The sequence below is a fragment of the Mesorhizobium sp. M7A.F.Ca.MR.245.00.0.0 genome, assembly GCF_003997415.1.
Lineage (GTDB): Bacteria > Pseudomonadota > Alphaproteobacteria > Rhizobiales > Rhizobiaceae > Mesorhizobium.
On the sequence record NZ_RZTE01000003.1, the window covers coordinates 166893 to 187111 of the forward strand.

At 63.3% G+C, this 20219-nt stretch carries 18 protein-coding genes; 11 read left to right on the forward strand and 7 right to left on the reverse strand.

From position 1 onward, the window contains the following. Positions 1 to 98: 98 nt before the first annotated feature. The 10 genes from EOB80_RS05750 (at position 99) to EOB80_RS05795 (ending at position 10878) form a co-directional block, all read left to right on the forward strand. Complete coding sequence (locus EOB80_RS05750; protein WP_127326964.1) at positions 99 to 1109, forward strand: sugar-binding transcriptional regulator; 1011 nt, start codon at positions 99 to 101, stop codon at positions 1107 to 1109. Between the two features lie 33 nt (positions 1110 to 1142). Beyond that, complete coding sequence (locus EOB80_RS05755) at positions 1143 to 1799, forward strand: DUF2291 domain-containing protein (RefSeq protein WP_127269798.1); 657 nt, start codon at positions 1143 to 1145, stop codon at positions 1797 to 1799. Then, the gene (locus EOB80_RS05760) at positions 1796 to 3337 is read left to right on the forward strand and encodes a sugar ABC transporter ATP-binding protein (RefSeq protein ID WP_127326965.1); all 1542 of its coding nucleotides are present in this window, start codon (positions 1796 to 1798) and stop codon (positions 3335 to 3337) included. Before EOB80_RS05755 ends, EOB80_RS05760 begins: the two co-directional genes overlap by 4 nt. Positions 3338 to 3363: 26 nt before the next feature. Further along, positions 3364 to 4494 (forward strand): ABC transporter permease, encoded by a 1131-nt coding sequence (locus tag EOB80_RS05765; RefSeq protein WP_127326966.1) that lies wholly within the window; start codon positions 3364 to 3366, stop codon positions 4492 to 4494. A 32-nt stretch (positions 4495 to 4526) separates the two neighbouring features. Continuing rightward, positions 4527 to 5474, forward strand: a complete 948-nt coding sequence (locus tag EOB80_RS05770) for a D-ribose ABC transporter substrate-binding protein (protein ID WP_023756738.1) — start codon at positions 4527 to 4529, stop codon at positions 5472 to 5474. A 96-nt stretch (positions 5475 to 5570) separates the two neighbouring features. After that, entirely contained in the window at positions 5571 to 7130 is a 1560-nt protein-coding gene (locus EOB80_RS05775) for an FGGY-family carbohydrate kinase (RefSeq protein ID WP_127326967.1), read from the forward strand. Then, on the forward strand, positions 7127 to 8644 hold the full coding sequence (locus EOB80_RS05780) for a glycerol-3-phosphate dehydrogenase (protein ID WP_127326968.1): 1518 nt from the start codon (positions 7127 to 7129) through the stop codon (positions 8642 to 8644). Before EOB80_RS05775 ends, EOB80_RS05780 begins: the two co-directional genes overlap by 4 nt. Further along, the gene (locus EOB80_RS05785; RefSeq protein WP_127326969.1) at positions 8644 to 9582 is read left to right on the forward strand and encodes a TIM barrel protein; all 939 of its coding nucleotides are present in this window, start codon (positions 8644 to 8646) and stop codon (positions 9580 to 9582) included. Before EOB80_RS05780 ends, EOB80_RS05785 begins: the two co-directional genes overlap by 1 nt. 57 nt (positions 9583 to 9639) lie before the next feature. Next, positions 9640 to 10407 (forward strand): triose-phosphate isomerase, encoded by a 768-nt coding sequence (locus tag EOB80_RS05790; protein WP_127318204.1) that lies wholly within the window; start codon positions 9640 to 9642, stop codon positions 10405 to 10407. 33 nt (positions 10408 to 10440) lie between these two features. Next, positions 10441 to 10878, forward strand: coding sequence for an RpiB/LacA/LacB family sugar-phosphate isomerase (locus EOB80_RS05795; RefSeq protein WP_013533067.1), 438 nt, complete (start codon positions 10441 to 10443; stop codon positions 10876 to 10878). 25 nt (positions 10879 to 10903) lie between these two features. Here the strand turns inward: EOB80_RS05795 and dhaL are convergent, their stop codons facing one another. The 4 genes from dhaL to oiaX form a co-directional block, all read right to left on the reverse strand. Continuing rightward, positions 10904 to 11545 (reverse strand): dihydroxyacetone kinase subunit DhaL, encoded by a 642-nt coding sequence (gene dhaL, locus EOB80_RS05800; RefSeq protein ID WP_127326970.1) that lies wholly within the window; start codon positions 11543 to 11545, stop codon positions 10904 to 10906. Positions 11546 to 11572: 27 nt separating this feature from the next. Beyond that, on the reverse strand, positions 11573 to 12580 hold the full coding sequence (locus EOB80_RS05805; protein ID WP_127326971.1) for a dihydroxyacetone kinase subunit DhaK: 1008 nt from the start codon (positions 12578 to 12580) through the stop codon (positions 11573 to 11575). 128 nt (positions 12581 to 12708) lie between these two features. Further along, on the reverse strand, positions 12709 to 14043 hold the full coding sequence (locus EOB80_RS05810; RefSeq protein ID WP_127326972.1) for a four-carbon acid sugar kinase family protein: 1335 nt from the start codon (positions 14041 to 14043) through the stop codon (positions 12709 to 12711). Between the two features lie 4 nt (positions 14044 to 14047). After that, entirely contained in the window at positions 14048 to 15298 is a 1251-nt protein-coding gene (gene oiaX / locus EOB80_RS05815; protein ID WP_127326973.1) for a 3-oxo-isoapionate-4-phosphate decarboxylase OiaX, read from the reverse strand. A gap of 174 nt (positions 15299 to 15472) precedes the next feature. Between oiaX and EOB80_RS05820 the strand changes: the two genes are divergently transcribed. Continuing rightward, positions 15473 to 16186, forward strand: a complete 714-nt coding sequence (locus tag EOB80_RS05820; RefSeq protein ID WP_127318194.1) for a transcriptional regulator NanR — start codon at positions 15473 to 15475, stop codon at positions 16184 to 16186. Positions 16187 to 16196: 10 nt separating this feature from the next. On the opposite strand, the gene EOB80_RS05825 is transcribed toward EOB80_RS05820, so the two are convergent. Genes EOB80_RS05825 through EOB80_RS05835 form a run of 3 tightly spaced genes read right to left on the reverse strand, consistent with a single transcriptional unit; the run spans position 16197 to position 20136 of the window. Continuing rightward, positions 16197 to 18038: a hypothetical protein gene (locus tag EOB80_RS05825; RefSeq protein WP_127326974.1), complete on the reverse strand. Its 1842-nt coding sequence runs from the start codon at positions 18036 to 18038 to the stop codon at positions 16197 to 16199. Further along, a complete protein-coding gene (locus EOB80_RS05830) occupies positions 18035 to 19069 on the reverse strand; it encodes a Gfo/Idh/MocA family oxidoreductase (protein WP_127326975.1) in 1035 nt (344 codons plus the stop codon). Before EOB80_RS05830 ends, EOB80_RS05825 begins: the two co-directional genes overlap by 4 nt. 2 nt (positions 19070 to 19071) lie before the next feature. Next, positions 19072 to 20136 carry an ABC transporter permease gene (locus EOB80_RS05835; protein WP_127326976.1) on the reverse strand — a complete coding sequence of 355 codons (1065 nt, stop codon included), beginning with the start codon at positions 20134 to 20136 and terminating at the stop codon, positions 19072 to 19074. Between the last annotated feature and the right edge of the window lie 83 nt (positions 20137 to 20219).

Below are 20219 nucleotides of genomic sequence, written 5' to 3' on the forward strand. Positions count from 1 at the left end.
TGTGCATGCGCCAAATCCGGCGAGGGATTGACAGCGATGCAGGGATGTGAAAATTTTTGCACACAAAGATAATAATATCATCTCAGGGAGGAGATGTCTTGAAATCCGGCGGAGCCACTAACCGCGATCATGAGTCCAGCCTCGCCACCCGCGCGGCCTGGCTTCACTATGCCGGGGGTCTGACGCAGGCCCAGGTGGCCAAGCGGCTCGGCCTGACCAGCCTCAAGGCGCATCGGCTCATCACCCGGGCCACCCAGGATGGCCTTGTCAGGGTGATCATCGACGGCGATGTCGGCGAATGCATCGACCTCGAGCAGCAGCTGATCAATGCTTACGGGCTCGATTACTGCGAGGTTGTTCCTGATCTCGATCAGGACGAGCTGCCGCTGAAGGCGCTTGGGATCGCCGGCGCTCAGTTTCTGAAACGAGAGATCGATCGCGGCGAGGACATGCTGATCGGCGTCGGCCATGGCCGTACCCTTGCCGCAAGCGTCGAGTATCTGACGCGCACCGCCGCTGCCCATATCCGTTTCGTCTCGCTGCTTGGCGGCGTGACGCGCAAATTCGCGGCCAACCCGCACGATGTCATGCATCGGCTGGCCGAGCGGACCGGCGCGCAGGCTTATGTGATGCCGGTGCCTTTCGTCGCCAACACCGCCGAGGACCGTGAAGTGCTGCTTGGTCAGCGCGGCATTAGCGATGTCTTCGACCTCGCAAGCCGGTCCGACCTGATGTTCGTCGGCATAGGGACCGCCGAGCGGGAAGCTTCGTTGGTCGCTACCGGCATGATCGAACATTCCGAAATCGATGAGGTGAAACGCGATGGCGGCGTCGGCGAGCTGCTCGCCCACTTCTTCGACGACAAGGGGCGCCCGGTGGAAACGGCGCTGTCGGACAGAATTCTCGCGCTTCCGCGGGACCAGTTGAAGGGCCGCCGGATCGTCGCCGTCGCCGGCGGCAAGATCAAAGTGCGCGCCATCAAAGCGGTGCTCGAAAGCCGCTATCTGAGCGGCCTGATCACCGACGAGTCCACCGCTCGTGCCCTTGTCGAACAGAACAAACCCAATGGCGCGAAGCGCCATGTGAACGGAGGATCGTCAAATGCGTGACAAGCGCGGATCAGCCTTGCTGGCGGTTGCGTCATGAGCGCGAAAGCCGCCACCGCATCGACCAGGCCGGCTTCGCCCGCCCTGCGTCGGGCACTTGCCGGCGCCGCGGTTGTCGTCCTGCTCGGCGCCATGGCGCTCGACACCAAGGTGGTCAGGATCGGCTCTGCCGGCGATGTCCGCAGCGCCGTGTTTTCCGCCGCTGACTACGGCAAGTCGGAGTTTCCCAAGGTGCAGGCCGATGTCGAGGCACGCGCCGCCGACGCGGTGACGGTGGCTGCTGCTATCGCCAAGGACAGGGCGACGGCGGAAAAGGAATATGGCGTGCCGGCGGGCGTCGGACCGGTCATCTCGGTCAAGTTCACCGGTGTCGTCGGCGAAGGAAAATCCGGCATCTACAAGGTCGCCGTCGAAGGCGTGCCGGACACGCTGATGATCCGGGTGCAAACGGGACCGGCGATCAACGGCACCGAGCTTCGCGACGCCACCGGCAAGATCACATTCGGCCAGTTCACCAACCAGATCGAATACCAGGACGCCGGTTCGGCGCTGAACAACGAGATGAAGAAGGAAGTCCTGGCCAAGGTCGACACCAGCACCTTGACCGGCAAGACCGTATCGGTGGTCGGCGCATTCAAGCTGGTCAACCCGAAGAGCTGGCTGGTCACTCCGGTGAGGCTGGAGGTCAAATGAGCGCGGCTGCAGGCACCGGACCCGCGACCGGCGACGCCGTGCTTTCGGCGCGCAACATCGTCATGTCGTATGGCGGCGTTCATGCGCTCAAGGGCGTCAATTTCGACATCCATCGCGGCAAGGTCACGACGCTGTTCGGCGAGAACGGCGCCGGCAAGTCGACGCTGATGAAGATCCTGTCCGGCGTCGTCACCCCGACATCCGGCGACATCGTGCTCGACGGCAATCTTGTCAGCTTTTCCTCATCCTCGGACGCGCGCGATCGCGGCATCTCGATCATCCACCAGGAACTCAGCCTGGCGCCGAACCTCAGCGTTCGCGACAACATCTTCATGGGCCGCGAACTGCGCACCAGAACCGGCCTCGACTTCGCCGAAGAATCGCGCCAGGCGCGCGCGCTGATGGCCGATCTCGAAGAGGACATCGACCCGATGACTCTCGTCGAGGATCTGCGCCTGGGTCAACAGCAGATCGTCGAGATCGCGCGGGCGCTGTCGGTCGATTCACGCATCCTCATCATGGACGAGCCGACCTCCGCGCTCAGTGCAACCGAGGTCGAGGTGCTGTTCAAGGTGATCCGCGATCTGACCAGCCGCGGCGTCTCCATCGTCTACATTTCACATCACCTCGAAGAAGCGCTGCAGATCACCGACTACGCCGTTGTCCTGCGCGACGGCGCCATAACGGCGACGGCCGAGGCCAGGGACATCGACCTCGAGTGGATCGTGCGCAACATGGTCGGTGAGAACTTCGATCTCGGCTCGCCGCCGACCGGCCATGCGTTCGGTGAGGTCGCCCTTTCGATCGAGGATGTCAGCGTCGTTGACACTTCGGGCTCGGGTTATTCCGTCGTCGATCACTTGTCGCTGGACGTCAGGGCCGGCGAGATCGTCTGCATCTACGGGCTGATGGGCGCCGGGCGCACGGAGTTGCTGGAGGCCGTCGCTGGACGGGTGCCGATGGCGGGCGGCCGCGCGCTGCTGGAAGGCGAGGACGTCTCGGGGTTGAGCATTGCCCAGCGCATCTCCAGAGGGCTTGTGCTGGTCCCCGAGGACCGCCAGCGCGACGGGCTGGTGCAAACCATGACCGTCGGCCGCAATCTTTCGCTTGCCAGCATCGAGGCGTTCGCCAAGGGACTGTTTCTGTCCCGTTCCAGGGAGCGAGAGCTGGTCGAAGACTCGATCCGCAAGGTGACCGTCAAGACCGCTGGTGGCAACGCCATGATCGGATCGCTGTCTGGCGGTAATCAGCAGAAGGTCGTCATCGGCAAGATGCTGACGACCAACCCCAAGGTCATCCTCCTCGACGAGCCGAGCCGCGGCATCGATGTTGGCGCCAAGGCCGAGGTCTTCCGCTTGTTGAGCGAACGCGCCGCTCAAGGGCTTGCGGTCGTCTTCTCGACCTCTGAGGTCAACGAATGCCTCAGCATTGCCCACCGCATCGTCGTCATGCGGCGTGGCAGGATTTCAGCTGAATTCGGCGCCAACGCCACCAAAGAGCAGATCATGGCCGCCTCCGGCGAAGCCGTGGTCGCCTGATCACCAGAATTTCGGAGCCCAGACCCATGACCGACGTCAGCCAGGCCAGAAAACAGTCCAGTCCAAGCGCGAGCGAAGGCTTCGATCTCGCCAAGTTGCTGCTCGAGGGCCGGGCCTTCTTTGCCCTGATCGTCATCATCGTCGTCTTCTCGATCCTGTCGCCCTACTACCTCTCGGTGGCGAACTTCCTGACCATGGCTTCGCATGTCGCCATCTTCGGAATCCTCGCGATCGGCATGCTGCTCGTCATCCTCAATGGCGGCATCGATCTGTCGGTGGGGTCGACGCTGGGTTTGGCCGGCGTCGTTGCCGGATTCCTGATGCAAGGGGTGACGCTGACCTGGCTGGGCGTCGTTCTCTATCCGCCGGTCTGGGTGGTCGCGGTGCTGGCCTGCATGCTCGGCGCCGTCGTCGGGCTGATCAACGGCGTGCTCATCGCGCGCTTCAAGGTTCCGGCTTTCGTCGCCACGCTCGGCGTCATGTACATGGCGCGTGGCCTGGCACTGCTGATGACCAGCGGCCTGACCTATAACAATCTCGGCGGCAAGCCGGAGCTCGGAAACACCGGCTTCGATGCGCTTGGCTTCAACCGCTTGTTCGGCGTGCCGACGGGCGTCGTGGTTCTCGCGATTATCGCGTTCATCGGCAGCATCGTCCTGAACCGCACCGCTTTCGGGCGCTGGCTCTACGCCTCGGGCGGCAATGAACGCGCGGCCGAACTCTCCGGCGTTCCGGTCAAGACCGTGCAGATTTCCGTCTATGTGCTGTCGGGTATCTGTGCCGCTATTGCCGGCCTGATCCTGTCCTCGCAGTTGACGTCGGCTGGACCGACCGCCGGCACCACCTACGAACTGACGGCCATCGCGGCCGTCGTCATCGGCGGCGCGGCACTGACCGGCGGCCGCGGCAACATCCGCGGAACCCTGCTCGGGGCCTTCGTCATCGGCTTCCTGTCCGACGGTCTGGTGATCATCGGCATCTCATCCTACTGGCAGACAGTGTTCACGGGCGCGGTCATCGTGCTCGCCGTGCTCCTCAATGCCGTTCAGTATCGCCGCCGTAGCAAGCTCCCAAGCGCGACAGGTGGCCAACCGACTTCTCAGAAACGGGGGAAGGCCGAACCGGCCAATCCTGCCCAAGGGAAGACTGCCAGGTGAACTGGCAGCAACACCGCGTAATCATTGGAGGAATGTACATGAAAACCATGCTGAAAAGTCTGCTCGCCGCCGCGATGGTCGTCGGGTTCACGGCCGCCGCGTCAGCCGCGGGCCTGATCTCGATCATCGTCAACGATCCGGCCAACCCCTACTGGCTGACTGAGGGCAACGTCGCCAAGGCCGAGGCCGAGAAGCTTGGCTATACAGCCAATGTCGGCGCCCACAAGGGCGATACCAATACCGAAAGCAATTTGATCGACACCGCCATCACCAACAAGTCGGTGGCGATCATCCTCGATCCGGCCAACGCCGACGGCTCTGTCGGTGCGGTGAAGAAGGCGATTGCAGCCAACATCCCGGTGTTCCTCGTCAATGCCGAGATCAATCAGGAAGGCCTCGCCAAGGGTCAGCTCGTTTCCAACAACGCGCAGGGTGCTGCTCTCGGTGCCCAGCAGTGGGTGCAGGCCGTCGGCGAAAAGGGCAAATATGTCGAACTGCTCGGCGCCCCGTCTGACAACAACGCCGCCACGCGCTCGAACGGGTACGCGACTGTGCTGAGCCAGTACCCGGATCTCGAAAAGGCTGCTTCGCAGGTCGCCAACTGGGATCGTACCCAGGGCCACGACAAGATGCAGAGCATGCTGCAGGCCAATCCCGACATCATCGCCGTGATCAGCGGCAATGACGAGATGGCGCTCGGCGCGGTTGCGGCGCTGAAGGAAGCGGGCAAGCTCGCCGGCATCAAGGTCGGCGGCTTCGACGGCTCCCCGGATGCGGTTGCGGCGATCAAGTCCGGCGAACTGCAGTACACCGTGCTTCAGCCGGTCGCCATCTTCTCGGCCAAGGCCGTGCAGCAGGCGGATTCGTTCATCAAGACCGGAGCCACCGGCGCGGCGACCGAGAAGCAGCTGTTCGATTGCCTTCTCATCACCAAGGACAATGTGGACAAGTACACCGCTCCCTTCGTCCTGTCGGAATGAAACCTGCACAGGGGGTGTCCTAGCGGGCACTCCCTGCCTCTTCTACGAAATGACTGCCCTCGTGAACCGCCTTCGCAACCAACCGGAATTTGCGGCATGAAAGACCTGCTGATCGGCATCGACGCGGGAACGTCGGTGATCAAATCGATCGCTTTCGACCTGTCCGGGCGGCAGCTCGCCATGACGTCGGTGCCCAATAGCTTCGTCACGCTGGAAGGCGGCGGCGCCGAGCAGGACCTCGACCAGACCTGGCGCGACATGGCGCGGACCGTTCGCGATCTCGCGGCCAAGGTTCCCGACCTCGCGCAACGAACCGCAGCGGTGGCCATTACCGGGCAGGGCGACGGAACCTGGCTGATCGATGGCGACGGCTTGCCTGTCTCGCGCGCCTGGCTGTGGCTCGATGCCCGCGCCGGACATCTGGTGGACGAGATGCGCGCCGATCCTCGGGATCGCAGGCGGTTCGAGCTGACCGGCACGGGTCTCAATTCCTGCCAGCAAGGCGCCCAGCTTGCCTTCATGAAAAAAAACCATTCCGACATGCTGGAGCGGGCGGCGACCGCCCTGCATTGCAAGGATTGGCTCTACTTCAAGATGACAGGCGAACGCGCCACGGATCCCTCCGAGGGAACCTTCACCTTCGGCGATTTTCGGTCGCGCACCTATTCCGACGAAGCCCTCGACATCCTGGATCTGACGACGCATCGCCGCCTGTTGCCTCCCATGCTCGAAGGCACCACCGACCATCATCCGCTGTCGCGATCGGCGGCGGCAGAGACTGGCCTGCTCGAAGGCACCCCGGTGGTGCTGGGTTACGTCGATATGGTCATGACGGCGCTCGGAGCCGGCCTCTATGATCCCTCGGGCAATGTCGGCTGCACGGTCATCGGCTCGACCGGCATACACACGCGCTTCGCAGCCACGCCCGAGGGTGTCGTGCTGAACGACGATGGCTCCGGCTACACGATTGCCATGCCTATTCCGGGCGCCTTTGCACAATTGCAATCCAACATGGCGGCGACGCTCAACATAGACTGGGTGCTTGGCCTTGCGCGCGACGTGCTCGCCACGGCTGGCGGCAAGCCTTCTCATGACGAGTTGCTGAAGGCCCTCGACGCTTGGGTGGAAGCATCGGAGCCTGGTTTGCTGATCTACCAGCCCTACATATCGCTGGCCGGTGAAAGAGGACCGTTCGTCGATCCTGACGCACGCGCTGGCTTCATCGGCCTTTCGGTCAAGCACGGGTTTGGCGATCTGGCACGCGGCGTCCTCGAGGGACTGGCCTTCGCCGCACGCGATTGCTACCAGGCGATGGGCGCCGTGCCGGGCGAAATCCGCCTGTCGGGCGGCGCCGCGCGCAGCCCGTCCCTACGCCGCATCATCGCAGCGGCGACAAGGGCACAGGTGCGCACCAGCAGTCGCCAGGAAGCCGGCGCGGCAGGCGCCGCGATGATGGCTGCGGTCGGCCTCGGCGTCTATGGCTCGATGGAAGACTGCGCCGCCGAATGGGTGACGCCGCTTCTCGGCGACTGCGATGCCTATGACGAGGCGCTTTCGCAAACCTACGATGCCCTCTTCCCTTCCTTCGTTGCAGCGCGTCAGGCGCTTCGGCCGGTGTGGAAGGGCATGGCGCACCGCACAGGAGCAAGATCTTGAGCAATACAACAGATGTCGTCGATCTCTTCGTGATCGGCGGCGGCGTCAATGGAGCCGGCATAGCGCGTGATGCGGCAGGTCGCGGGCTGTCCGTCATCCTGTGCGAAAAGGACGATCTCGCGCAAGGCACGAGCTCGCGCTCCGGCAAGCTGGTGCATGGCGGCCTGCGCTACCTCGAATATTATGAATTCCGGCTGGTTCGCGAAGCACTGATCGAACGCGAGGTGCTGCTCGAGGCGGCGCCGCACATCATCTGGCCGATGCGCTTCGTTCTTCCGCACAGCCCGCAAGACAGGCCGGCATGGCTGGTCCGGCTCGGGCTGTTTCTCTACGACCACCTTGGCGGCCGTAAACGCCTGCCGGGGACAAGAACACTGAACCTCAAGACTGCGCCGGAAGGCGCGCCAATCAAGGACCAGTTCAAGCGCGGTTTCGAATATTCCGACTGCTGGGTCGACGATGCGCGGCTGGTGCTGCTCAATGCGCTTGATGCCAGGCAGCGCGGTGCCAGAGTGCTCACGCGCACCGCCTGTGTCGCGGCCCGCCGTGAAGGCGGACTGTGGTCGATCGACATGCAGGATGGTCGCACGGGTGCGGTGACGAAGGTCCGGGCGCGGGCGCTGATCAACGCGGCAGGTCCCTGGGTCAACGACATTGTCAGCCGCGTCGCCGGGCAGAATTCAACGCGCAATGTTCGGCTCGTTAAAGGCAGCCATATCGTCGTGCCCAAATTCTGGGAGGGGCGGCAGGCCTATCTGATCCAGAACAACGACAAGAGGGTGATCTTCGTCAACCCGTACGAGAACGATCTGGCGCTGATCGGCACCACCGACATTCCCTATGAAGGCAGGCCCGAGGAAGTGGTCGCCGAGGCCAGCGAAGTCGACTATCTGATCAAGGTGGTCAATCGCTATTTCAAGCGGCAGCTGACGCCACAGGACGTGGTCTACAGTTTCTCGGGCGTGCGTCCGCTCTATGACGACAATGCCGACAATCCAAGCGCGGTGACGCGCGACTATATTTTCGAACTCGACGCCTCCAATGGCAACGCGCCGCTGCTTTCCGTGTTCGGCGGCAAGATCACCACCTTCCGCAAGCTGTCCGAACACGCGCTGGAAAAGATCCAACCGTTCTTTCCGACGATGAAGAAAGCCTGGACCGCCAAAATTCCCTTGCCGGGAGGCGACCTTCCCAATGCGGACTTCGAGCAGTTTCTGAGCGATTTGCATGCCGAATTTTCATGGCTCAGCCCGTCGCTGGTGAAGCACTACGCTCGAACCTATGGCACCCGCGCCAGACAATTGCTCGCTGGCGCACAGCGCGAAGCCGATCTCGGCCGCCGCTTCGGTCCCGATCTATATGAACGGGAGGCAAAGTTCCTGGCCGAGACCGAATGGGCCGGCACATCAGCCGATATACTGGAACGCCGCACCAAACATGGCCTGCATATCGATGCGGCCGAACGGAAAGCATTCGAAGACTGGTTCGGTAACATCATGGCGACGGCGGACTGATGGCCTTCACGCTTTCCCTCAACACCAATCCTCTGGTCAATCGCTTCGCCGATCCAGACGATCTGATCGATGCGATCGCCTATGGCATCGGCATCCGCGACGTGCAGCTGACGCATGAATTCGTCAATCCGGGCTGGCCGGCGGCGACGATTGCCAAATTCCTGCGCCGGTTCAACAGCGCCTTGGCGCGGACCGGTGTCAAGATCACCTCCGGCATGACGGGGCCTTATGGCCGGCTCAACCATTTCGGCCACCCGGATGCGGATGTGCGGCGCTATTATGTCGACTGGTTCAAGACCTTCGCCGACATTTCCGCCGATCTCGGCGCGTCCGGCATGGGCACGCAGTTCGCCATCTTCACCCACAAGGACTTTGACGATCCGCAACGGCGGGCGGCTCTGCTCGATATCGCGCTCGAATGCTGGCGCGAGGTGGCCGAGCACGCCAGGGCGGCGGGTCTGTCCTATCTGTTCTGGGAGCCGATGTCGGTGGGCCGCGAGTTCGGCCACACGATCGAAAGCTGCGCCACGCTGCAAGGCGCCATCGATGCGGCGAAGCTGCCCATACCGATGAAGATGATGGTGGATATCGACCATGGCGACGTGACCTCGGCCGATCCTGCCGATACCGATCCCTATGCTTGGGCGAAAGCGTTTCCATTGCAATCGCCGATCATCCACATCAAGCAGTCGTCCATGAACAAGGGCGGGCACTGGCCGTTCACGGCCGCCTACAACAAGGATGGCCGCATAGTGCCGCAGAAGCTGCTGGACGCGGTTCGGCAGGGCGGTGGAACCGACAATGAAATTTGCCTTGAACTTTCCTTCAGGGAGAGGGAACCAGTCGACCATCAGGTTATCGAGATGATCCGCGAGTCGGTGGATTTCTGGGCCCCTCATATCGACAGCGGTCGCGACAGTCTCAAGCCCCGGACCTGAGCGAATACGTCGCCCGAAAGCCGGCTTCGGCCGCAAAAGTATCGAAGGAGAAGAAGAATGGCCCCATATTGGGTCGGCACGAGCTGGAAGATGAACAAGACGCTGTCGGAGGCGTTGCAGTTCGCCGATGCGCTGGCGGCCTTTGTGCCCGATTTCGATCCGGCAATACAGCCCTTCGTCATTCCGCCGTTCACCGCAGCGCGCCAGGTCAAGGCCGCGCTGGCCAACACCCGCGTCAAGATCGGTGCCCAGAACATGCATTGGGCCGACGCGGGCGCCTGGACGGGGGAGATCTCGCCGGTGATGTTGAAAGATTGCGGGCTGGATGTGATCGAACTCGGCCATAGCGAGCGCCGCGAGCATTTCGGCGAGGCCGATGCGACTGTGGGACTAAAAACGGCGGCCGCTGTCAGGCACGGTTTCGTGCCGCTGATCTGCGTCGGCGAGACGCTGGCTGAGCGTGAATCAGGCCGCGCCGAGGCGGTGCTGACGGCACAGGTTCTCGGCGCGCTGCAAGAGCTGAGCGGCGATCAACTGAAGGCGGAAATCCTCTTTGCCTACGAGCCCGTCTGGGCAATCGGCGAGAAGGGCATTCCCGCAAGCGCCGACTATGCCGACAGGCAGCAACAGCTGATCAAGAAGGTTGCCGCCGACCGGCTGCCGATTGCTCCACCTGTGCTTTATGGTGGCAGCGTCAATCCAGGCAACGCGGCCGAACTCATCGGCCAGCCGCATATCGATGGCCTGTTCATCGGCCGCTCGGCGTGGCAAGCGGAAGGCTATATCGACATTCTGAAAAAGGCGTCGGCCGCCATCGCGCGCTGACTGCCAAAAGACCTAGCAAAGGAGTTCATCATCATGAAGATCGCACTCGGAGCCGACAGTGCCGGAAAGCCGCTGCTCGACGTCATCGCCAAGCATCTCGCCACCAAACCCGAACTGCAGGTCGTCGACCTCAGCCAGGCCGGATTCTACGCCGACATCGCCGCCTCGGTAGGCCACGAAATCCTGGACGGCAATTACGACCGGGCCATCCTGTTTTGCGGCACCGGCATCGGCGTCAGCATCTCCGCCAACAAGGTGCCGGGCATTCGCGCCGCATTGACCCACGACACCTATTCCGCTGAGCGCGCCGCCAAGTCCAACAACGCCCAGATCATCACCATGGGCGCCCGCGTCATCGGTCCCGAACTGGCGAAATCGATCGCCGACGCATGGTTGGCCTCGGAGTTCGATCCGAATGGCCCCTCCGCCACAAACGTGCAGGCCATCGACAAGCTCGACGCCAAGCGCTGAAAGACGCGGGGAACCCGTTACTGAGTTAACTGGTCAAGGCGACCCGCATCGCCTCGATCATGGTTACGGCGGAGGCGGCGCCCGGGTCCATGTGGCCAAGCGAGCGTTCGCCGAGGCGCGATGCCCGGCCTTTCGTGGCGACCATCGACTTAGTCGCCTCCGCGCCTGCGTTTGCCGCTTGTGCAGCAGCTTCGAGACTGCCCGCCAGATCCTTGCCGGAGGTCAGCGCTTCGCCCGCCGCCTGCGCAGCCGGCGCCCATGCATCGATCATCGTCTTTTCGCCAGGCTCGGCCTTGCCGCGATCCTGAATGCCCTTGGCCATAGCCTGGAACAGGGCGACCACGTCCGAATCGTCGAGCGTCGTCTTGCCCTTGACGGCTGCCGCGCCCCGCATGAACGCGGTCGCATAGAGCGGCCCGGAGGAGGCGCCGACGGCATTCAGGAACGATTTGGCGGCGGTGTTCAGCAAGGTGGTCGGGTCGGTTGCCTCTGCATCCAGTGCGGCGACGGCATCGCGGGCAGCGGAAAATCCAAGCTCCATCGCGATGCCGTGGTCGGCGTCGCCGATAACCCCGTCAAGCGCGCACAGTCGGTCCCGGTCGGCGGACATGGCGGTTGCGATCGCCGCGAACATCGCGACAAGGTGGGCGGTGTCGATTGTCGTCATGTCTTGGTCCTTGCCACAGAAGTGGGTTTAGCCGGCGCGAAACATGGCGCAGTCGCAGGGGTGATCCAGCATCGTCTGCAACTCGCCGTCGAGTTGATGCAGAGTGATCGAGGCTCCTGCCATTTCGAGCGAGGTGCAGTAATTGCCGACCCAGCTTGCGTGGATGGACACACCGATCTCATCGAGCCTCTGCTTCACGCGCCGGTTCATGATGTAGAGTTCCATCAGCGGCGTTGAGCCCAGCGAATTGACGAGCACCGCGACCTTGTCGCCGCGCGTAGGCGCCATCTCGTCGAGGATCCTGTCCAGCATCTCGTCGGTGATCTCGTCGGCTGTTTTCAACTTTTCGCGCGCGATGCCGGGCTCGCCGTGGATACCCATGCCGATCTCCATCTCGTCCGGCCCGATCTCGAAATTCGGCCGGCGGGTCTGCGGCAGCGAACAGGGCGACAGCGCCACGCCCATGGTGAAGGTGTGGTCGTTGGCCTTGCCGGCGATGCGCTCGCATTCGTCGAAGGAGAGCATCCGGTCGCAGGCGGCACCGGCCGCCTTGAAGATGAAGAAATTGCCGGCGACGCCGCGCCTCTTGTGCCGCTGGTCGCGCGGTGCCGAGGCGACGTCGTCGGTGCTCAGCACCGTGCGCACTTCGATGTCGTCCATGGCGGCCATCTCGGCCGCCATGTCGAAATTCATCACGTCGCCGGCATAGTTGCCGTACATGAACAGCACGCCGGCGCCGCCGCTGACTGCCTTTGCGCATTCGAGGATCGGGTCCGGCGGTGGCGAGGCGAAGACATTGCCGATGGCCGCCGCATCGGCCAATCCCTTGCCGACGAAGCCAAGAAAGCTCGGCTCATGGCCCGAGCCGCCGCCAATGACGAGGCCCACCTTGCCCTGGCGCGGCCCGTCGCGGGCGATGATGGAGCGTGGACTGCCATCCGCGCTTTTGAGATAGCGTGGATGCGCTGCCAGGATGCCTTCCAGCATCTCGTCGACGGCACGGTTCCCGTCGTTGATGATCTTTTTGGTCTGCACCCGGCATCCTCCCGATTTCGGCATTTTCGCAGATAATACCGGGTGTTACCGGGATTTCCACCGGCAAGATGTATTTCGTAGGTCGAAGTGCTTCGCGCAGCGGCACATGAATCCATCTGCTGGCTCTTTCAGTCGCTTAGGCCGTCGCGGATGGCTGCGAAATAGCGATCGGTTCCGACCTGGCCGCCCTTGAGCGCGACCTCCAATCCGTCGATCGCCTTGACGCGCGAGTGGGCAACGCAGAGCGGCGAGCCAGGCGAAGCGGGCAGCGGCATGCGGATTGTCAGGGCATCGACACCCATCTCGCCCAGCGCGTGGCTCGACGTATCGCCGCCGGCAATGACCACGCGCCGCAGGCTCTGTTCGATCGTCAGGCTGCGAAGGATTTCTCCGAGTCCGCGGCCAAGCCTGTGGCGGGCGCCTTCCTGCCGGTCGATTTCGGCGCCCCTGTCGGCAGTGGGACCAAGCGCGGTGTAGAGGATGACGCTGCGCCCGGCTTGCAGACTGGCACGGCCGCTTGCCGTTGCGCGCGTGATCGACTGCTGCGAAGCCTCCGAAACCAGTTCGACCGGGTCGACCTCGATGCCGTCGAAACCGTCGGTCAGGGCATGCCGGATCTGCCGTTCCGTGGTCGGCGAGCAACTGCCCGACACGACGGCTATCCGCTCGGCTGCGCCCGGTGGCGTGAAGCCATGTCCGGCGCCGACAATGCCATTCGACGCCCATTCGGCCAGCAACGCATACTCGACTCCGGATGAGCCGACGACAAAGGAACCGCCTGGCTTGCGAACGCGCCAGATCTCCTTGCCGGCCAGAGCCTGCGTTTCCAGATTGTCGACATCGACAAGCACGATGGGGGTGCCGTTTCCGGTCAGCCGATCGAACGCGGCCGACCGCGATGCCGACTGCAGCGTCGCAAGGTCGACCAGCCCCGAGCTCAGCGCCGTCTGCCGCGACAGATGGATCAGCAAATCCGACTCATCCATCGGCGTCGTCGGGTGGCGGCTCATCACCGGGTGGCGGTCGATGCGGAAATATTGGTCGCGATAGGCGGCGAACAGGTGCCCGAAGGCGGTGTAGCGCTTGAGCTGCGGCGCGCCGACCAGCAGCGGCACGCTGGCTTGCGCGAACACCGAGCGGCCGATCTCGGTGGCCCGGCCGATGCTGCCGATCGTCGGGCTGGAATCGAAGGTCGAGCAGACCTTGTAGTGGCAGATCGCGGCATTCAGTGTCTTCAGCCAGGCAAAGGCATCGCGCAGATATGTGTCCATCCATCGCGGCGTCTCGCTGCGGCTGGTGCCGGCGAGGCCGATCGCCCGGCAATGGGCAAATCGTGAAAGCAAGGCATCGTCCGGCCGGCGCATGAACAGCACGGTCGGCACACCACCGAGCTCGAGCGCCTCCATGACATCGGTCGAGCCGGTCAGGTCGTCGCCATAATAGCTGAGAAGCAGGTCCTGCATCGTCTCAGGCTGCCTTGCCGTCGCCGAATTTTTCGATCGACCGCGCCAGTTCGGGATGGTTCAGGGCGAAGTCCGCCAGCGGAATGCCGTCGACCGCCGCTTGCCAGGCTTGCTGCACGGCACGCACGCCGGCGCCCGGCCCGTCCGGATGGCTGACGATGCCGCCGCCGCAGAGATAGAGAAGATCGACCGTCCGGCCGGTCCGCGCATATGTCTCAGGAGCCTGGCCGCCCCACTGGCCAGAGCCCGCCACCGGCAAGGCGCAGTCCTCGGGTGAAAAGATCGGTGTCGTCACCGCCTTGAACGATTCGACGAAAGAATCATCCGGTTCCCAGTATTTCGAGGCGATGCCGTTGATCTGGAATTGGTCGACGCCGAGCAGTCGCCAGAATTGCTGCCAGACCTTGAAGTCCATGCCTAGCCCGGGGTGCCGGGTGAGGATGTCCCAGCCGTTGCGGTGAGCATGCAGCACCAGACTGGAGCGCTTCCTCAGGAACGCCATGCCACCGAAGCCGATCGAATTGATGTTGATGACAGCGCAATTGCCGCCAGCCTTCGCCACCATATCGTGGTTGCGCATCATCTCATCGGGGTCGGCATGCGAGATGCCGAAGGCATACATCACCTTCTTGCCGGTCTTCTGCTCGTGGTCGAGGATCAGCGGCACGATCGCCTTCACTCGTTCCGACAGGGGCGAATAGGCCGGGCTCATCAGCTTCTCGTCGTCCTTGATGAAGTCGACACCGGCGGCGATCAGTTCCGCCACCATTGCCGCCGTCTCATGTGGCCGCAAGCCCAGCGCCGGCTTGACGATGGTGCCGATGATCGGACGATCCGTCACATTGGTCAGCCGACGGCTGCCGGCGACACCAAACTGGGGGCCGGGATGCGCGCCGCGATACTCCTCCGGCAATTTCATGTCGACGATGCGAATCCCGGTGAGGCCCTTGATCGAATAGGTGCCGCCGATGGCAATGGTCATCAGTGCCGAAAGGTCGGTGCCGATGGCATCGAATGGAAAGGCGATATCGACATCGGCGCGCCTGAACGGCCCGTTGCCGCTGTCGGGAAGCGACGGCCGCTCGGCATCGGCCAGAGGCCGTATCGCCAGCACTCGCGCCGCCACCCGGGCTTTCAGTTCCTCGGTCTCGCCGGGCAGCGCGACGAAGGTGCCGGTCGACTGATCGCTGGCGATCTTGGCCGCCAGGACTTCGATGCTTCCAGGCGTTTCGATGCGGTAGGTGAGCGTGATCATGGTCCGCTGTCTCAAGCCGAGGCGTTCGAAAAAGGTTCACCGGTGTTTCAAATCTGGTATAATGAGTACATAAGTATTGCAAGTCATATCCGGCAGCGGGATCGACAGACGGCAATTCCGGGAATTGTGGCGGCAGTGTTAGATAAGGCCGGGTCAAGGGAGTGATTCGCGACGATGAACCGTTCGGAACCGATTGTCCGGCGCAAGCTTTCCGATGAGGTCTTCTTGCGGCTGAAACGCCTGATCACCAGCGGCGAGCTGATGCCGGGCGACGACATGCCGTCGGAGCGCGAACTGATGGAGCGCTTCGAGGTCGGCAGGCCGGCGATTCGCGAGGCGATGCAGGCGCTGAGCAATATGGGCCTGGTGGCGATCTCGCATGGCGAACGCGCCAAGGTGCTGCAACTCACCGCCAAGTCGATCATCAAGCAGGTCGACGGCGCCGCCAAGATCATCCTGTCGTCGTCGAAGGACACGCTTGAGCACCTGAAGACCGCGCGCATCTTCTTCGAGCGCGGCATGGTCAGGGAAGCCGCCGAAAAGGCCACCGCCGAGGATGTGCAGCGGCTCAGGGCCACCGTTGCCGAACAGCGCGGCTTTCGCGGCGATTCCGAAGCCTTCATCTCCGCTGACATGAAGTTCCATACACAGATCGCCGCCATCTCCGGCAATCCGATCTATATTGCCGTCAGCGAGGCGATGCTGGGCTGGCTGAAGGAATACCACACCGAAATGCTGATCTGGACCGGCAAGGAAAAGTTCACGCTGACCGAGCACGAAGAGATCATCGGCCGCATCGAGAAAAAGGATGCCGATGGCGCCGAGAAGGCGATGATCAAGCATCTCGAACGCTCGCGCGCGCTCTATGTGATGAATTCTGAAAAATAATCTCGGCGGTTCAGCCGATCCGAAGGATCGCGTAAGGCGTCATTGCGACCTGGCCTCGGCCAAAAGCTGAAATGTCGACCTGCACGTCTTCCGCCGTCAGGTTCGCCAGCCACGCGATTGTCTTGCCCGAGGCGGAGCGCCCGGCCAGCGCCAGCACCTTGGTTTCATCGCTCGTCCTTGCCGACACATGCGCAAGGCCGGCCAGCTCGCAAAGCCCCTTGATGGCCCCGAAGATCGGCCGGCGCGATCCTTCCGCGACGGGTTCTCCGGATGACGCCAGCACGCCGAACGGTCCGGTGAAGCTGGAGAGCGTGAGCTGTTCCAGTCCAGCGGGCGCGACGCGCGCGGCATATCCGATCGTCCATGCAGCAGCGAACTGACCGGTGTGGCGAGGATCGCTGGCGGCCATGGCAACGCGCTGTCCCTCGGGATTGGGCTTGGTCGCGCTGCCATAGGGGTTCTGGCGCATGGCAATCGTCGACGGGCCGATCCGATAGGGCTTTGCCCCGAAGATCATCGCCCGCGCCGATCGGGTGATGAAAGGCAGCGCCTCCAGCGATTGCATGATGCTGAGATCGTCGGCGGCATGCACGATCGGGCAAGTACAATGGGTGATGAAATCGAGCTGGTCCGCCGGCACGCGCTTGCGGTTGAGTTCGGTGAAGTAGCTGAACATGCCGCCGCCGAGGCGGATATCCGGAAAGGCGCGCCGCGCGGCCGCGTAAACGTCCTCGAGCGGCGGACAGTCCGGCCACGTGCTGCCCGGCGGTGTCGACTGCCGGTCGACCGAAGGCGACACGGCAATGGCCGAGAGTTTTAGCCCGGCCTGGCGCACCAGGTCGGCGACACCTGACATCTCGGCGTCAAGATCGCCGGCGCACACAACGACGCATTCGAGGGTCGTTGCGGCAGCGTGGGCATTTGCGAGCCGGGCGAAAGCGCGCAAGGCGTCGAGCCCGTGGCCGCGCGTCGGATCGTAGTGAAACAGCAGCTGTTGTGGGCCGAGTGTCGTCAGCGTGGAGAGGTTCGCCAGTGCCGTCTCGACATCTTCGGGATAGATGACCACTCCGACATCCGGCAGCGTTGGCCCGGCTTCGCCGAGTTCGACGCGGACCGGTTCGCTGGCCACGGCGGCAGCCGGCGCTTTGCCTTCACCTGCGATGCGCAGGCTGATCGTCTGGCGCAGGGTTTGGCCGGCAGGCAGCACATAGGGCCAGGGCAGCGCCAGCGGTCGCACATAGGTCTTGTAGGAGGCGTCCGACCAGTTGCGCTGGTCCTCCATTTCGAAAGTATCGCCTTCCATCCGGCATTCGGCGGTGACGCCAGGCCGAACCTGATGGGTGATGGCGCGGATATCCTTGAAAGGCTGCCAGGGGTCTATCAGTTCGGGAAGCTTTGTCGCCTCCACGCTGCCGTCCGTATGCTCGACCTTGACCGGGCTGCCGGCGAGGTCGGCGATCGGGTGAAGGATGCAGAAGCCGCAGCGGTTGGTTTCGAAATCGCTCTCGGGAAGGGCGCTGACCTCGAAGACCAGACGGCCATCGGCGGAGCCTTTGATGGTGGCGCGGAAGCCGAGCCGGGTTCCATCGGGGGCCAGGCAGCTTGCCGAATAGCTGACCGAAAAAGCGTCGGCAGCCTGGTCGATGATCAGGTCCGTCAAATTTAGCTCATAGGTGCCCCAGTCGCGGTCACGCACGATATAGGCGACGGCGCGCAGCACTTCGGTGCCGCCATGGCTGATGGTGCGTAGATTGCCGTTGACGAAGTCGGCGCTAAGCGCGCCCGCGCGCAGCCTGACCGGCTCGGCTTCGACCGTACGTGTGCCGTAGAGCAGGAAGGCATCGTCGGTCATTTCAGCAAGGCGTCGAGTTGCACCGTTTGCCGGCTCGCGGCACCGGCGTAAGCCGCCTCGACCAGCGCGAACGTCTCGAGATTGTCCGCTCCCGAGGTCGCCGGTTCGATCCCCTTTGCCAGGCAGTCTACCCAGTGCTGCTGGATGGCGACAACGCTTTCCTGGATGTTGTGCCAGGGACGCGACGCCCATGGCAGCAGCGGCGGCGAGACGTCGGTGACGACCGTGCCGTTCCTGCCGGTGACGGTGAGCCGGTATTCCTGCGCCAGCCGGATCGTTCCGTCGCTGCCGTCGATCTCGATCAGCGTCTCGGGAAACGGCTCGGTCGCAAGCTTCGTCGCGTAGCTGCAGTCGACCACGGAGGTTGCGCCGCTCTTGTGGTCCATCAGCATGGTCGCCACATCCTCGCCCGCGATACTAGGATTGATGCGGGCGGTTCGCGTCGTGATGGTCGAGACGTCGCCGAGCAGGAAACGGGCGATGTCGAGGACATGGATGCCGAGGTCCTCGATGATGAAACGCTTTCCCGTCGCCAGATAGGGTTGGCCGGAAAACACGTCATAGGCGGAGCGGAAGGAGATGCGCCCGAAGAAAGACGTGCCGATCTCGCCGCTGTCGAGCACGGCGCGCACCGCCTGGATCGGCGACTGCCAGCGAAAATTCTCATGCACCATCAGCGGCACGCCTGCTTGTGCGCATGCCCGGACCATGGCCTTGGCGTCGGCCAGCGTCGGCGCGAATGGCTTTTGGCAGATCACCGGAACGCGATGAGCGGCCGCCATTTCGACAAGCGGACGATGGCTGGGCGCGGTGGTGGCGATATCGACGAAGTCGAGGCTTTCGCGGGCAAAAAGTTCCGCCGCATCGGTATAGCGCTTCGCAATGCCGAATTGGTCGCCGACGATCTTGAGCCGTTCCGGATCACGGTCGCAGATGGCGACGATCGAGGCGCCCGCAATGCCGCGCCAGGCGTGCATCTGGTTGACGGCAAAGAAGCCGCAGCCGATCAGCGCTCCACGCAACTCCGCCATGCTCAACCCGCCTTCGCCATCTGCATCAAGGTGACGCGCTGTTGAAGCCGGCGTTGTGCCTGGTCGACGACAACGGCGACGATGATGACGAGACCCTTGATCACCATCTGCCAAAACGAACTCACGCCCATCATCACCAACCCGTCCGAAAGAATGCCGATGACGAAGGCGCCGACGATGGTGCCGCCGATCGTGCCGCGCCCGCCCGACATCGAGGTACCGCCAAGCACCGCCGCCGCAATGGCGTTGAGCTCGAAACTTTCGCCTGTCGCCGGATGCGAAGCCATCAGCTCGGACGAGATGATCAGGCCGACGATCGCGGCGCAGAAACCGGAGAACATATAGACGAACATCTTCACCATGTTGACACGGACGCCCGAAATCCGCGACGCCCGTTCATTGCCGCCGACCGCGAAGATGTGGCGGCCGAGTGGCGTGTATTTGGCGAGATAGGCGGCTCCCAGCGCAACGACGATCAGGATCCAGATCGCCACCGGCAGGCCGAGCAGCCGGCCGGCGCCGAGGAAACCGAAGCCGGTGGTTCCCAGTTCCGGCTTGCCGACGAGGTTGGGGAAGGTGCGGCCGTCCGACGACAGCAGCGCCAGCCCGCGCGCGACATAGAGCACGCCGAGCGTGGCGATGAACGGTGCAACGTTCAGCCTGGTGATCAGCAATCCGTTGACGGCGCCGATCAATATGCCGACGGCCAGTGTGATCAGCGCGATCTCGAAGACGTTGAAATAGATGGTGTAGCCGATCTGCAGGTCGATGCCGTTGAGCACGAGATAGCCGGCCACCATACCGCACAGGCCGACGATCGAGCCGACCGAAAGGTCGATGCCGCCAGTGATGATGACGAAGGTCATGCCCATCGCCAGGAATGCGTTCAGCGCCACGTGCTTCGACATCAGGATCAGATTGGCGGTCGATAGGAAATTCGGCGCCGCGATCGAGAAGAAGATCAGCACGGCGATCAGCGCGATGAACGTCCGAAGCTTCATCACGGTCAGCAGCACCGAGCCGCCGGAAGTGGAGGGAGCGGCCGCTTTGGCTGGGATGTCAGTCATGGGCGGTGCTCTCCGTGCGTGGGGTCGGTCCGTGGCCAAGCGCGGATGCAGCCACGAGTGCCGCCTCCGTCGCTTCGGCGCGA

Bases quoted from the DNA above. Each gene is read 5' to 3' on its own strand.
- EOB80_RS05755 (WP_127269798.1), top strand. From the start codon at position 1,143: ATGAGCGCGAAAGCCGCCACCGCATCGACCAGGCCGGCTTCGCCCGCC.
- EOB80_RS05760 (WP_127326965.1), top strand. From the start codon at position 1,796: ATGAGCGCGGCTGCAGGCACCGGACCCGCGACCGGCGACGCCGTGCTT.
- EOB80_RS05765 (WP_127326966.1), top strand. From the start codon at position 3,364: ATGACCGACGTCAGCCAGGCCAGAAAACAGTCCAGTCCAAGCGCGAGC.
- EOB80_RS05770 (WP_023756738.1), top strand. From the start codon at position 4,527: ATGTACATGAAAACCATGCTGAAAAGTCTGCTCGCCGCCGCGATGGTC.
- EOB80_RS05775 (WP_127326967.1), top strand. From the start codon at position 5,571: ATGAAAGACCTGCTGATCGGCATCGACGCGGGAACGTCGGTGATCAAA.
- EOB80_RS05785 (WP_127326969.1), top strand. From the start codon at position 8,644: ATGGCCTTCACGCTTTCCCTCAACACCAATCCTCTGGTCAATCGCTTC.
- EOB80_RS05790 (WP_127318204.1), top strand. From the start codon at position 9,640: ATGGCCCCATATTGGGTCGGCACGAGCTGGAAGATGAACAAGACGCTG.
- EOB80_RS05795 (WP_013533067.1), top strand. From the start codon at position 10,441: ATGAAGATCGCACTCGGAGCCGACAGTGCCGGAAAGCCGCTGCTCGAC.
- dhaL (WP_127326970.1), bottom strand. From the start codon at position 11,545: ATGACGACAATCGACACCGCCCACCTTGTCGCGATGTTCGCGGCGATC.
- EOB80_RS05810 (WP_127326972.1), bottom strand. From the start codon at position 14,043: ATGCAGGACCTGCTTCTCAGCTATTATGGCGACGACCTGACCGGCTCG.
- oiaX (WP_127326973.1), bottom strand. From the start codon at position 15,298: ATGATCACGCTCACCTACCGCATCGAAACGCCTGGAAGCATCGAAGTC.
- EOB80_RS05820 (WP_127318194.1), top strand. From the start codon at position 15,473: ATGAACCGTTCGGAACCGATTGTCCGGCGCAAGCTTTCCGATGAGGTC.
- EOB80_RS05825 (WP_127326974.1), bottom strand. From the start codon at position 18,038: ATGACCGACGATGCCTTCCTGCTCTACGGCACACGTACGGTCGAAGCC.
- EOB80_RS05830 (WP_127326975.1), bottom strand. From the start codon at position 19,069: ATGGCGGAGTTGCGTGGAGCGCTGATCGGCTGCGGCTTCTTTGCCGTC.
- EOB80_RS05835 (WP_127326976.1), bottom strand. From the start codon at position 20,136: ATGACTGACATCCCAGCCAAAGCGGCCGCTCCCTCCACTTCCGGCGGC.